Raw genomic sequence first — 13536 nt, 5'->3', positions numbered from 1 at the left:
GAACGTTTTCGTTAAGCCAAATGAGCAGAATAAAGCTCGCTTTAATTCTGTCATGGCGAGAAAAGGTGCCATAAAATGGAAGTTATCACTTCCTACGGTCGTTCGGGAAGTTAAGAGACAATAGCCTTTTGCCGTAAGACGTAGGACATTTGTCCCTTAACTTCTCTCTAACTTCCCTAACTTCCCTTAACTTCCCCACATGCGAAAGTTCAGTTAAAAATTTGAAAGTAATATGAGAACAATAACATTGATTGTTGTGCATTGTACCGCTAATAAAGCGGGAAGCACGCTGAGAGTAAAGGACATCGATCGGTATCACCGGTCATTGGGATGGAAAGGATGTGGGTATCACTATGTGATTCCTACGGATGGGACCATCGAGAAAGGTAGAGCGGAGGATCTGGTGGGGGCCCACTGTAAGAACCATAACAAACACTCTATCGGAGTGGCGTATGTCGGAGGACTGGATGTGGATGGGAAGACTCCCAAGGATACCAGGACGCCTGAACAGAAGATTGCACTGTGGAAACTCATCAAGGAACTGAAGGAACGGTATCCTAAGGCTCTCGTCGTGGGACACTGTGACCTGGATCCACGGAAGCCGTTCTGCCCTGGGTTTAAGGTCCACGGAATACACTCTGAATAATCCACGGAGGACACGGAGGACACTGATCATCGAATCATCGGAATTTAGACGGAATTTATACGGATATTTTTTGGGGGGTTGCTTCGCAAGAAATCTTTGGAGGAAATCTTTTTTAAGATGTTGCTTCGCAAGAAATAATTCAATTACACACGAAAATATTAAGAAGAATCTTTAACAAAAATCTTTTCTGTGTTCTCCGTGTCCTCAGTGTGCTCCGTGGATTTTTAGTTGCCTGAAGGCAAGAAATCTGGGAGGAAATCTTCTTTAAGATGTTGCTTCGCAAGAAATAATCTATCATTCAGCCTCCATAAATATAATCTTTAACTATAATCTTTGATGAAAATACGCAACAGTACGTTGCTTTGCAGGAGGGGTTTCTTGGGGATCGCATCGGAGATGCTCGAAATCTTAATGAAAATCTTGAAAATAATCTTTAACTAGAATCTATAAACTATAACCACTAACCTATAACCCATTACCACTAACCTATAACCCATAACCTTTAAACTATAAACTATAAACTCTAACCACTAAACACTAACCTATAAACTATAACCTATAAACTAAACACTCCGTGTTGTTAGGGTTAAGGTTATCGTTAGAGGTTGAAAGATTACCGGTTTTTGTGGTGTTCGAACCAACGGTGGGTGTAGAGGTTGTAGATGAGCATGGCGAGGGAGACGAGGATGAGGGAGGTGGTCAGGGAGGTGGTGTAGCGGGAGGCTGGGAGGGCGTAGGTGATGCCGACGCCGAGGGCGATGCCACTCTCCCATGCCAGCATATAGGTGCTCTGGGAGGTGCCACGCTGACAATGGCGACTGAGTTTGATGAAGAACAGGAGGAAACGGGAACCGATGAGGCCGATGGCGATGCCTATCAGGGCGGCAGCGATGAAGTCGGAGGATGCTGTGGGACGTACCATCAACAGGAGGAGGGCTGCCAAGAACAGGATGAGGCCACTGACAACCTCACTCTTGAGTTCTGCATCACGGAAGACGAAACGACAGGCTAACAGGGCGAAGAGGTAGCCAACCATGATACCGGCATAGAAATCGATGGTGGTGGCTAATGCCAAGACCATACCTACTGCCACGGAGATGAGGAGCAGGTTGACGAAAAGAATGAAGCCACTGCCTAACCAGAAACGGTCGGTGCTGAACAGAGTGACATGATCGGAAGGGGCACGGAACGGGAATTTAACCATGCGGATCAACAGGAAAGCGAATAAGGCACAGCCTACCGCCATCCATAACGCATCAGGAACAGGCATGTGGAAATGGCGGGTGGCAAAAAGACCTGCCAATGGACCGAGGGACAGGGCGAAACGTCCGAACCACGACATGCTGTGGTTTGCCTCTGTACGGAGGTAGGACTCACAGGTGTCGATGACGAGGGTGCTGGAGAGTATCATCTGTGCCAAACCGAAGGTGGCACCTTGTACCAATCGCAACAGCATGACGAGGGGGAAGGTGGCAGAGGGCCACCCACCGTCAAAGAGATACCATAGGACACCAAGACATGCCGCCATGATGACGATAGACCAGAGGCATACCTTGTTGCGCCGATAGTGTTGCACAAGGAACGAACAGAAGGGACCGAAGAGGAACAAGCCCAAGGCGAAGACCGCCATAGAGCCCCCTGTTTCTACCGCCGTGAAATGTCCGTTATCCTCCAAGCATTGCGGCAACAGCGGATAGAGGATATAGACCGACATAGACAACAGCAGGTTTGCTAAAGCCATCTGCCAGAACTCTCTATGCCAAAGGCGGATATGAACAGGGGTATTCTGTGCGTTCATCGGGATATAGCGCGATTAGTAAGACTCGTTATCGTTGGGGAAATCGCCTGTTTTCACATCACCCACATACTGTCCTACAGCATCGGTGATGGTATCATGGAGTTGGGCGTAATGGCGGAGGAACTTCGGTTTGAAGCCCTTGTTCATGCCCAGCATATCGTGTACCACGAGGACCTGTCCGTCGCAGCCATTACCTGCACCGATACCAATGGTAGGAACGGTGAGTTCGCGAGACACCTGTGTGGCAAGTGCAGCAGGAACCTTCTCCAGGGTGACAGCACAGCAGCCAGCCTCTTCAAGGGCATGGGCATCAGCCAGGAGTTTGGCAGCCTCAGCCTCCTCTTTCGCACGCAGTCCATAGCCGCCGAAGACATTCACAGACTGTGGGGTGAGACCGAGGTGTCCCACTACGGGGATGCCCGCACCGACGATGCGGCGTATCATATCGGCAATCTCTGCCCCACCCTCTATCTTCACGCCATCGCAACCTGTCTCTTTCATGATGCGTACTGCATTGCGTACACCATCATCGGCAGTCACCTGATAGCTACCGAAGGGCATATCGCAGACCACAAAGGCACGTTTGACAGCTCTTACTACCGAACGAGCATAGACAATCATCTCATCGACGGTGATAGGGAGTGTGGTGGCATTGCCAGCCATGACATTAGAAGCGGAATCGCCAACGAGGATGGCATCAACGCCAGCACCATCGACAATACCTGCCATCGTAAAATCGTAAGAGGTGAGCATGGCAATCTTCTCACCTTTTTGTTTCATTTCCTTTAATCGACATGATGTGACTTTTCTGGTGTCACTAACCAAATATCCTGCCATTATATCTTATTAATTATTAGAGTTTTGGAATATATTCGCTAAAGTCTTTGATAACCTCATCGCTGAGTGGTGCAATCTGTTCCGGTGCATTGGTTGTAGCCAGTGCCACGACGGTCATGCCTGCGGCACGTCCGGAGCGCAGTCCGTTGAAGCTATCTTCGAAGACCACGCAGTCGGTGGGGTTTACCCCAAAGCGTGCTGCTGCCTTCAGGTAGCAGTCGGGATGCGGTTTAGAGTATTCGAAGTCCTCGGAAGTGAGGATGGCATCGAAATAGGTTTTGAACTCAGGATGTCGGCGATAGACATTCTCCATCTTGGCTTGGTTGGAACTGGTGACGACAGCGGTCTTCACACCATGGCTACGCAGTAGTTTGATGGTTTGTTCGAAGCCCTTCACATAGAGATAGTCCATCTCCTCTTCATATTTATTCAAGCGTTCTGTGATGAGGGTTCGTTTGTCTTTCAGGGGTCCATCGAACCATGCGTCATAGATTTGGTCGAGTGTCTGGCCTTTTATTTCGTGTTCCAGTCCGGGGTGTTCTGGATGGAACTCTCTGCACTGTTGTCCCCAGAAGATTGTGTATTGGGGTTCTGTATCGAAGACGACTCCATCCAAGTCGAATAATGCTGCTTTCATGTTGTTGTTATCTTAAAATCGGCTGCAAAGGTACATATTTTATAAGCAACAACCAAGAAAATCTCTCACTTTAAATTATTATGTCTCACGGAAATCACTCTGAATGATCCACGGAGGGCACTCTGAATGATCCACGGAGGGCACGGAGGACACGGATCATCGGAATTTAAACGGATGTTAAACGGATGTTTTTTGGTTGCGCGAGCGCAAGAAATCTTTGGAGGAAATCTTTAATAAAAATATGGCCTGCGGCCAGAAATTATTATGAGTAAGAACCTCGTAGGATGAAAACAAAATCTTTAAACAAAATCCTTACCAGAATGCGCAACAGTACGTTGCTTTGCAGGAGGGGTTTCTTGGGGATCGCATCGGAGATGCTCGAAATCTTAATGAAAATCTCAAAGAGAATCTTTAACTAGAATCTATAAACTTTAAACTATAACCTTAACGCTAACCTTAACGCTAACCACTAAACACTAAACACTAACCTTTAAACACTCCGTGTCTTCCGTGTGTTCCGTGGATTTTTTACCGGAGTACACCTGAAGGGAATAAATAAAAAAACTTAAAACGACGAACAAACAGGTTGATATTCAAGTAATTTTATTATCTTTGCATTCGAAATCGCTGTTTCAGAAATGGCGGTTTCGGAAAAATTTTCATCGAAAATGAAGTTCTAAATATGTAGTATTATGAAATTTTTTGGAAGACATAACGAAATAAAAGAGTTGCAAGAAACAAGAAACCTTTCTTTGCAAACGGCTCGTTTCACTATCGTGACTGGACGCAGACGTAGCGGAAAGACGTCCTTGTTGATAAAAGCATACGAGGATGTGCAGGATATGCTGTATTTTTTTGTTGCAAGAAAATCAGAAGCAGAGCTCTGCAGAGATTTTATCGAAGAGATGACAAGCAAGCTACAGTTTCCTATTCTCGGCGAGGTTACACGTTTTGCAGACATTTTTAAATATCTGCTGCAACTGTCCAAGACTCGTCCTATCACACTCGTCATTGATGAGTTTCAAGATTTCAAGCGGGTTAATCCCTCAATCTTTTCAGACATGCAAAAGATTTGGGATCTCAACAAACAGGAAGCTCATATCAATCTCGTGGTCTGCGGTTCTGTTTATTCGTTGATGAACATCATCTTTAAAAACAACAAACAACCTCTCTACGGCAGGCAGACTGGAGAAATAAAAGTCACTCCATTTCCCCCTTCTGTTATCAAGGAAATCATCTCTACATATAATCCATCCTACACCAACGAAGATTTACTGGCACTATACAGTTACACTGGCGGTGTGGCAGAATATGTTGAAATGATGATGGATACAGGAGCCACGACCAAGGAAGAGATGACAGAGAGGTTTGTTGCCAAAAACTCTTATTTCATATACGAAGGGAAAAATATGCTGATAGAAGAATTTGGCAAAGACTATGCCCGTTATTTCGAGATATTACAACTTATCGCTTCTGGTCACACGACTCGTAGTGAAATTGAAAGTATCATGAAAACAGAACTTGCGGGCTATCTCACCAAACTGGAGAATGACTATTGCTTGATATCCCGTTATACCCCGATGTTTCAAAAGACCAATCGAAACATACGTTATCAGATAGAAGACAACTTCCTTCGCGTTTGGTTTCGCTACATCTATAAATATGGATATATGATAGAGGTTGGCGCCAATAAAAAACTAAAGATGGTTATTGACAAGAACTACACCACATACACCGGTAAGGTTCTGGAAAGATATTTTACGGCAAAGATGATAGAAAGTGAAGAATATACACAGATTGCTTCCTGGTGGGACAGAAAAGGCGAGAACGAAATTGATATTATCGCTGCCGATGAACTGGAAAAGAAAGTTATTTTTTATGAGGTAAAACGCCAAGCCCAGGATATCAACATCGGTATCTTAAAAGATAAAGCAGAGCATTTCTTTCAGAGTACAGGTAAATTCAAGAAATTCAATATTGAATACCAAGGTTTGTCGATGGAGGATATGTAATCCACGGATCATCGGATCATCGGAATTTAAACGGATGTTAAACGGAATTATTTTTTTGGTTGCGCGAGCGCAAGAAATCTTGGAGGAAATCTTTTTTAAAGAATGGCCGGAGGCCAGAAATGATTTATTCACTCAGCCTCCGTAAACATAATCTTTAAGAATATGATTTTGGATACACAAGCAACGACGGGCTGAAGGCCCAATGGCTTCCTTAGCCCAGGGTAACACCCTGTGGACTTGATGTAACATATACACCTACGTCCTGTAAGGACAAAAGTAATTACCTAGTAGGGAGATAGCAAAAATTAACTAACATCCGTTTTCTATGTATTCCGTGTTTTTTGTAGCCTATGGCTAGAAATCTTATGTGGAAATCTTCTTTAAAGAATGGCCGGGGGCCAGAAATCTATTATTCAGCCTTCATAAACATAATCTTTAACAAAAATCTTTGACTAGAATACGCTCGAGTTCCTCGCTTTATAGAGGAATTTTTATGGGGATCTCCTTACAGGCTCGAAATCTTAACGAAAATCCTAAGAATAATCTTTAACTAGAATCTTTTTCCGTTTAAATCCGTTTAAATTGGCTATGCCTTTGTTTTCTCGCCATGGCATAATCAAAGCAAGCTTTATTCTGTTCATGACTTAACGAAAACAATCCGATGATTATTTTGTATTTCACTCGATTTGCACTACCTTTGACCTGAAGGCGAAGGTAGGCGGCATCTCGGAAATAAAAATAAACCGGGGTTTATTTTGTATTTCACTCGATTTGCACTACCTTTGACCTGCGATCGAAGGTACTTTCACTCGGATATAAAAATAAACGCGGGTTTATTTTGTATTTCGCTCGCTTAATCGTACCTTTGCAACGAAATTGAAAAAAGGAAGATTTTGATAGAGAAACATATAGTATTAGAGGATATTGATCCTGTGGTGTTCTATGGAGCAGGGAACGCACATCTGCAGATGATGAGGGCGCTGTTTCCTAAACTTCGCATTGTGGCACGAGACAATGTGATCAGAATGCTTGGCGATGAGGAACAAATGGCGGCATTTGAAGAGAGTGCCGAGAAAATAAGACAACACGTGCTGAAATTCAATGCGCTGCAAGCAGAGGATATCCTCGATATCGTGAAAGGACACCGTACCAAGGACGAAGTACCGGACGGTGTCGTCTGCTATTCTATGGCAGGAAGACCTATCAAGGCACGGTCGGAGAACCAACAGGCATTGATAGATGCCTATAACGATAACGATATGGTGTTTGCCGTGGGACCGGCAGGAACGGGAAAGACATACCTCTCTATCGCCCTGGCGGTGAAAGCACTGAAAGAGAAGACGGCGAAGAAAATCATTCTGTCACGACCTGCCGTGGAAGCCGGAGAGAAACTGGGATTCCTTCCCGGTGACATGAAAGATAAGATAGACCCATACCTGCAACCACTCTATGACGCCCTGGAGGATATGTTGCCACAGGTGAAACTGCAGGATATGATGGAGAAGCACATCATACAGATCGCGCCATTGGCGTTTATGCGCGGACGCACCCTGTCTGATGCGGTCGTCATACTGGATGAAGCACAGAACACCACCCCCCAACAGATACGTATGTTTCTGACACGCATGGGATGGAACACCAAGATGATCATCACGGGTGATATGACACAGATAGACCTGCCACACGAACAGAAGAGCGGACTGAAAGAGGCGCTCTCCATCCTGCGAGGCATTGAAGGAATAGGTGTGGTGGAACTCAACAGAAAAGATATCGTGCGCCATAAACTCGTGACACGTATCGTCAACGCCTACGAGAAGTTTGATAAAAAAACAAATAAAAAAGATGAAAGCATTAACAAGGACTGACTTCAACTTTGAAGGACAACAGAGTGTGTACCACGGAAAGGTACGCGACGTTTACAACATCAACGACGACCTGATGGTCATGGTTGCCACAGACCGTATCTCGGCCTTTGACGTAATCCTGCCCAAAGGTATTCCCTTCAAGGGACAGGTGCTCAACCAGATTGCAGCGAGATTCCTCGATGCCACCAGCGACATCTGCCCCAACTGGAAACTCGCCACACCAGACCCCATGGTGACTGTCGGTCTGAAATGTGAAGGTTTTCGCGTGGAGATGATCATCAGAGGCATTCTCACCGGTTCGGCATGGAGAGACTACAAGAACGGATGCAGAGAGATCTGCGGTGTGAAACTGCCCGAAGGCATGAAGGAGAACCAGCGTTTCCCAGAGCCTATCATCACCCCGACAACAAAGGCTGATGAGGGTCACGACCTGAATATCTCACGCGAGGAGATCATCGCACAGGGTATCGTATCAGCAGAAGACTATGCTGTGATGGAAGACTACACCCGTCGCCTCTTTGCACGCGGACAGGAGATTGCCGCCAAGCAGGGCCTCATCCTCGTAGATACCAAATACGAATTTGGAAAGCGCGATGGAAAGGTATATCTCATCGACGAGATCCACACCCCCGACTCCTCACGTTACTTCTATGCTGACGGCTACGAAGAGAAATTTGAGAAGGGAGAGCCCCAGAAGCAGTTGTCGAAGGAGTTTGTACGCCAGTGGCTCATCGAACATAACTTCATGAACGAGCCCGGCCAGACCATGCCAGAGATCACCGATGCCTATGCAGAGAGCGTCAGCGAGCGCTATATCGAGCTCTATGAGCATATCACCGGAGAGAACTTTGTCAAGGCCAGCGACAACGACGATATCGCTGCACGCATCGAGAAGAATGTTGCCAACTATCTGAAGACAAGATAAAGGATGTATCAGCAAGAGACGATCAAGCCCTATCACGAGGGCGAGAAGACAACGCAGGTGGAGCAGATGTTTGACAACATCGCTCCCACCTACGATACCCTAAACCATCGTCTCTCGTGGGACATAGACCGGGGATGGCGGAAGAAAGCCATCGGTCAACTGGCACCCTATCAGCCACAGACCATCCTCGATATTGCCACAGGAACAGGCGATTTCGCCATCTTAGCCGCCAAGCTGTTGAAGCCCACCACACTCATAGGGGCAGACATCAGCGAGGGCATGATGGAGATCGGGCGTCAGAAAGTGGAGCAGGAAGGCTTGCAGGACATCATCTCGTTTGACAAAGAAGACTGTCTGCACCTCTCCTACGACAGCGATACCTTCGATGCCGTGACGGCAGCCTTCGGCATCCGTAACTTCGCAGACCTCGACCAAGGACTCCGAGAGATCTGCAGGGTATTGAAACCCGGAGGCCATCTGAGTATCGTGGAACTCACCACCCCCGTGGCATTCCCCATGCGCCAACTCTTCCACCTCTACTCCCATACCGTGCTCCCCCTCTATGGCAGACTCATCTCTAAAGACAGTTCCGCCTATTCGTACCTCACCCGTACGATCGAGGCATTCCCACAGGGAGAACAGATGGTAGGAATACTGAAGAAAGCAGGATTTGCCGAAGCCTCCTTCCGACGACTGACCTTCGGCATCTGCACCATGTATCAAGCAACGAAATAGAACAATACATAGACAAATGGATAAATACGGACTCATCGGCTATCCCCTTGGCCACTCCTTCTCCATCAGCTATTTCAATCAGAAATTTGCTGATGAAAGCATCGATGCAGTTTATGAGAACTTTGAAATTCCGACCATCGACTCACTTCCCGAAGTACTCGACTCCAACCCGAACCTCAAAGGACTCAATGTGACCATCCCCTATAAAGAGAAGGTCATCCCCTTCCTGGACACCATCTCTCCAGAGGCACGCGCCATCGGAGCCGTCAACGTGATACGGGTGACACACACGGGGAAAGAGATTACGCTGAAGGGTTATAACTCAGACGTGATAGGATTCACGAAGAGTATAGAACCCATGCTCGACAAGAAATGGCATAAGAAAGCCCTTATCCTCGGTACAGGAGGAGCGTCGAAGGCCGTCAACTACGGGTTGCATAACCTTGGACTTGAGACCGTGTTTGTCAGCAGATACGAGCGCCCCGACACGATACAGTATGAACGCATCACCCCTGATGTCATCAAGGAATATAATGTGATCGTCAACTGCACCCCTGTGGGCATGTATCCCAAGACCGAGGCCTGTCCGATGCTGCCCTATGACGCGATGGACAGCCACACCATCCTCTATGACCTCATCTACAACCCCGACGAGACCCTCTTCATGAAGAAAGGAGCAGCGCGCGGAGCCAATGTGAAGAACGGCCTGGAGATGCTCCTGCTGCAAGCTTTTGCCAGTTGGGAGTTCTGGCACGAGAAATAAGACAACCACCTATTTAAATATTAGATTATGGACAACAGATATATGATGCGCGGTGTCAGTGCCGCCAAAGAAGATGTTCACAACGCCATTAAGAACATCGACAAAGGAGTCTTCCCACAGGCTTTCTGTAAAATCATCCCCGATATATTAGGAGGGGATCCCGAATACTGTAATATCATGCACGCAGACGGTGCAGGAACGAAGTCATCACTCGCCTACCTCTATTGGAAGGAGACTGGTGACCTCAGTGTATGGAAGGGTATCGCACAGGATGCCATCGTGATGAATACCGACGACCTGCTCTGCGTAGGAGCCGTTGACAACATCCTGGTGAGTTCGACCATCGGACGCAACAAGAAACTCGTTCCCGGTGAGGTCATCTCCGCCATCATCAACGGCACCGACGAACTCTTGGGAGAGTTGCGTGAGATGGGAATCGGCATCTATCCCACAGGTGGTGAGACAGCCGATGTAGGCGACCTGGTGCGCACCATCATCGTGGACTCTACCGTCACCTGCCGCATGAAGCGCAGCGATGTCATCGACAATGCCAATATCCGTCCCGGTGACGTCATTGTAGGACTGTCGTCAACAGGCCAAGCCACCTACGAGAAGCGTTACAACGGCGGTATGGGCAGTAACGGACTGACGTCAGCACGCCATGATATGTTTGCCAAATACCTGGCAGAGAAATACCCAGAGAGTTTCGACCATGCCGTCCCCGACGAACTCGTCTATAGCGGTAAATACCAACTGACCGACGCTGTAGAGGGATCCCCTGTGGATGCCGGACAGCTCGTGCTCTCCCCCACCCGCACCTATGCTCCTGTCATCAAGAAGCTCCTTGATGAGTTGCGCCCAGAGATACACGGCATGGTACACTGCACCGGTGGAGCCCAGACCAAGGTATTGCATTTCGTGAGCGACAACTGTCGTGTAGTGAAAGACAATATGTTCCCCGTCCCCCCATTGTTCCATGCCATCCACGAATGTTCAGGCACCGACTGGCGTGAGATGTATCAGGTATTCAATATGGGACACCGTATGGAGATCTACGTACGTCCGGAAGTGGCAGAACGCGTCATCGCCATCAGTAAGTCGTTTAACATCGACGCACAGGTCGTGGGTCATATCGAAGAAGGTCAGAAGAGTCTTACTATACAATCAGAATTCGGAACATTCAACTACTAAATGGAAAGTAACAGCATATTACAGAAACTCGACGGACTAGAGGCACGTTTTGAGGAAGTGTCAACACTCATCACCGACCCATCTGTCATTGCCGACCAGAACCGTTTTGTCAAGCTCACCAAGGAATACAAAGACTTGGGAGATATCATGGATGCCCGCAAGCGTTATATCGCCTGTCTGAACAGTATCAAGGAAGCCAAGGATATCCTTGCCAATGAGGACGATGCAGAGATGAAGGAAATGGCACGTGAGGAACTCTCGGAGAACGAGCGCCTCCAACCCCAGTTGGAAGAAGAGATCAAGATCGCCCTCATCCCGAAAGATCCGGAAGATGCCAAGAATGTGCAGATGGAGATCCGCGCAGGAACAGGAGGTGATGAGGCAGCCCTCTTTGCCGGTGACCTCTTTAAGATGTACAAGAGCTATTGCGACTCGAAGGGATGGAACCTCTCCATCACCTCGGTATCGGAAGGTGCAGTAGGCGGTTTCAAGGAAATAGACTTTGCCGTGAGCGGTGCTGATGTCTATGGTACGCTGAAATACGAATCGGGTGTACACCGCGTGCAACGTGTACCAGCTACCGAGACCCAGGGTCGTATGCATACCAGTGCCGCCACTGTTGCCGTACTCCCCGAAGCCGATAAGTTTGAAGTACATATCAACGAAGGAGAGATCAAATGGGACACCTTCCGCAGTTCCGGTGCAGGAGGACAGAATGTGAACAAGGTAGAATCGGGTGTGCGTCTGCGTTATATGTGGAAGAATCCGAATACCGGTGAGACCGAAGAGATTCTCATCGAGTGTACGGAGACCCGTGACCAGCCTAAGAACAAAGAGCGTGCGTTGTCGCGCCTCTATACCTTCATCTACGACAAGGAGCATCAGAAATATGTGGATGACATCTCATCACGTAGAAAATCGCTTGTCTCTACCGGAGACCGTTCTGCCAAGATCCGTACGTATAACTTCCCACAGGGTCGTGTCACCGACCACCGTATCGGTTATACGACACACGACCTGCAGGGATTCCTCGGCGGTGACATCCAGGCGATGATCGATGCCCTCACCGTGGCAGAGAATGCCGAGCGCATGAAGGAGAACGAACTCTAAATCAATAAACTCTAAATCAACAATAACATGGGACAGTTTTATACCAGACGAAACGACGAGAAGGATGACAACAAGAAGACTGTTGCCACCGAGGAATTCGTGAACCTCATAACCTCTATGAAACGTACAACAGACCAGCAAAAAGAACCTCCAAAAACAGAAACAAAAAAATAGATTATGAACAGACAGCAACTCATCGAACAGATCAAGACGAAGAAGTCTTTCCTCTGTGTAGGTCTCGACACAGACTTGAAGAAAGTGCCACAACATATTCTTAATGAGGAAGATCCTATCTTCTCGTTCAACAAAGCCATCATCGATGCCACAGCCCCCTACTGTGTGTCATACAAGCCCAACCTGGCCTTCTACGAGGCTTTTGGTGTGAAGGGGTTGATATCGTTTGAGAAGACCGTGAAATACCTCAAGGAGAACTACCCCCATCATTTCATCATCGCTGATGCGAAGCGTGGTGATATCGGCAATACCTCTGCGATGTATGCGCGTACCTTCTTTGAGGAGTATGACATCGACTCGCTGACGGTGGCTCCCTACATGGGTGAAGACAGTGTGACTCCCTTCCTCGGTTATGAGGGTCACTGGGTTATCCTGTTGGCGCTGACCTCCAACAAGGGTTCTCTCGATTTCCAAATGACGACCGACGAACAGGGTGAGCGTTTGTTTGAGAAGGTATTGAAGAAGAGTCAGCAGTGGGGCACGAAGGATAATATGATGTATGTGGTGGGTGCCACCCAGGGTCGTATGTTTGAAGACATCAGAAAACTGGCTCCGGAGCATTTCCTGTTGGTTCCCGGTGTTGGTGCTCAGGGCGGTAGTCTGGAAGAGGTTTGTCGCTATGGTATGACCAGCGACTGTGGCTTATTGGTGAACTCGTCACGTGGCATCATCTATGCCTCAACGGGTAGCGACTTCGCTGAGGTTGCTGGCCAAAAGGCCAAGGAGCTCCAAGAGCAAATGGCTGTACAGCTGCAATCTGCCGGAGTCATCTGAAATCTCACA

At 47.7% G+C, this 13536-nt stretch carries 12 protein-coding genes; 9 read left to right on the top strand and 3 right to left on the bottom strand.

Going from position 1 to position 13536, the window contains the following annotated elements:
• Window positions 1-232 precede the first annotated feature (232 nt).
• Window positions 233-646, top strand: coding sequence for an N-acetylmuramoyl-L-alanine amidase (locus CIK93_RS02645; protein WP_094446500.1), 414 nt, complete (start codon window positions 233-235; stop codon window positions 644-646).
• Between the two features lie 613 nt (window positions 647-1259).
• Here the strand turns inward: CIK93_RS02645 and CIK93_RS02640 are convergent.
• The 3 genes from CIK93_RS02640 to CIK93_RS02630 are packed head-to-tail and all read right to left on the bottom strand — an operon-like array spanning window position 1260 to window position 3918.
• Complete coding sequence (locus CIK93_RS02640) at window positions 1260-2444, bottom strand: MFS transporter (RefSeq protein ID WP_094446499.1); 1185 nt, start codon at window positions 2442-2444, stop codon at window positions 1260-1262.
• Window positions 2445-2459: 15 nt separating this feature from the next.
• Entirely contained in the window at window positions 2460-3281 is an 822-nt protein-coding gene (gene panB / locus CIK93_RS02635) for a 3-methyl-2-oxobutanoate hydroxymethyltransferase (RefSeq protein ID WP_094435884.1), read from the bottom strand.
• A gap of 16 nt (window positions 3282-3297) precedes the next feature.
• The gene (locus tag CIK93_RS02630; RefSeq protein ID WP_094390931.1) at window positions 3298-3918 is read right to left on the bottom strand and encodes an HAD family phosphatase; all 621 of its coding nucleotides are present in this window, start codon (window positions 3916-3918) and stop codon (window positions 3298-3300) included.
• A gap of 692 nt (window positions 3919-4610) precedes the next feature.
• On the opposite strand from CIK93_RS02630, the gene CIK93_RS02625 reads away from it, so the two are divergent.
• The 8 genes from CIK93_RS02625 (at window position 4611) to pyrF (ending at window position 13527) form a co-directional block, all read left to right on the top strand.
• On the top strand, window positions 4611-5930 hold the full coding sequence (locus CIK93_RS02625; protein WP_094446498.1) for an ATP-binding protein: 1320 nt from the start codon (window positions 4611-4613) through the stop codon (window positions 5928-5930).
• 893 nt (window positions 5931-6823) lie between these two features.
• Window positions 6824-7795 (top strand): PhoH family protein, encoded by a 972-nt coding sequence (locus CIK93_RS02620; RefSeq protein WP_094446497.1) that lies wholly within the window; start codon window positions 6824-6826, stop codon window positions 7793-7795.
• Entirely contained in the window at window positions 7773-8720 is a 948-nt protein-coding gene (locus CIK93_RS02615) for a phosphoribosylaminoimidazolesuccinocarboxamide synthase (RefSeq protein WP_094446496.1), read from the top strand. The genes CIK93_RS02620 and CIK93_RS02615 overlap by 23 nt, the downstream gene beginning before the upstream one ends.
• Before the next feature lie 3 nt (window positions 8721-8723).
• Entirely contained in the window at window positions 8724-9455 is a 732-nt protein-coding gene (gene ubiE, locus CIK93_RS02610; RefSeq protein ID WP_094446495.1) for a bifunctional demethylmenaquinone methyltransferase/2-methoxy-6-polyprenyl-1,4-benzoquinol methylase UbiE, read from the top strand.
• Between the two features lie 16 nt (window positions 9456-9471).
• Window positions 9472-10218 carry a shikimate dehydrogenase gene (locus CIK93_RS02605; RefSeq protein WP_094390926.1) on the top strand — a complete coding sequence of 249 codons (747 nt, stop codon included), beginning with the start codon at window positions 9472-9474 and terminating at the stop codon, window positions 10216-10218.
• Window positions 10219-10245: 27 nt separating this feature from the next.
• A complete protein-coding gene (locus tag CIK93_RS02600; protein WP_094390925.1) occupies window positions 10246-11409 on the top strand; it encodes an AIR synthase-related protein in 1164 nt (387 codons plus the stop codon).
• Entirely contained in the window at window positions 11410-12519 is a 1110-nt protein-coding gene (gene prfA / locus CIK93_RS02595; RefSeq protein WP_094390924.1) for a peptide chain release factor 1, read from the top strand. It abuts the gene before it with no gap.
• A gap of 177 nt (window positions 12520-12696) precedes the next feature.
• Window positions 12697-13527 (top strand): orotidine-5'-phosphate decarboxylase, encoded by an 831-nt coding sequence (gene pyrF / locus CIK93_RS02590; RefSeq protein ID WP_094435894.1) that lies wholly within the window; start codon window positions 12697-12699, stop codon window positions 13525-13527.
• The last annotated feature ends 9 nt before the right edge of the window (window positions 13528-13536 follow it).

The sequence above is a fragment of the Prevotella sp. P3-92 genome, assembly GCF_002251205.1.
Taxonomy (GTDB): Bacteria; Bacteroidota; Bacteroidia; order Bacteroidales; family Bacteroidaceae; genus Prevotella.
Note: the sequence above shows the minus strand (reverse complement) of the source record. Positions and strands in the feature narration are given on the sequence as shown.

Excerpts from the sequence above, each read along its gene's own strand:
- prfA (WP_094390924.1), top strand. The coding sequence starts at position 11,410 with ATGGAAAGTAACAGCATATTACAGAAACTCGACGGACTAGAGGCACGT.
- ubiE (WP_094446495.1), top strand. The coding sequence starts at position 8,724 with ATGTATCAGCAAGAGACGATCAAGCCCTATCACGAGGGCGAGAAGACA.
- CIK93_RS02640 (WP_094446499.1), bottom strand. The coding sequence starts at position 2,444 with ATGAACGCACAGAATACCCCTGTTCATATCCGCCTTTGGCATAGAGAG.
- pyrF (WP_094435894.1), top strand. The coding sequence starts at position 12,697 with ATGAACAGACAGCAACTCATCGAACAGATCAAGACGAAGAAGTCTTTC.
- CIK93_RS02600 (WP_094390925.1), top strand. The coding sequence starts at position 10,246 with ATGGACAACAGATATATGATGCGCGGTGTCAGTGCCGCCAAAGAAGAT.
- CIK93_RS02630 (WP_094390931.1), bottom strand. The coding sequence starts at position 3,918 with ATGAAAGCAGCATTATTCGACTTGGATGGAGTCGTCTTCGATACAGAA.
- CIK93_RS02645 (WP_094446500.1), top strand. The coding sequence starts at position 233 with ATGAGAACAATAACATTGATTGTTGTGCATTGTACCGCTAATAAAGCG.
- CIK93_RS02605 (WP_094390926.1), top strand. The coding sequence starts at position 9,472 with ATGGATAAATACGGACTCATCGGCTATCCCCTTGGCCACTCCTTCTCC.
- CIK93_RS02615 (WP_094446496.1), top strand. The coding sequence starts at position 7,773 with ATGAAAGCATTAACAAGGACTGACTTCAACTTTGAAGGACAACAGAGT.
- CIK93_RS02625 (WP_094446498.1), top strand. The coding sequence starts at position 4,611 with ATGAAATTTTTTGGAAGACATAACGAAATAAAAGAGTTGCAAGAAACA.
- panB (WP_094435884.1), bottom strand. The coding sequence starts at position 3,281 with ATGGCAGGATATTTGGTTAGTGACACCAGAAAAGTCACATCATGTCGA.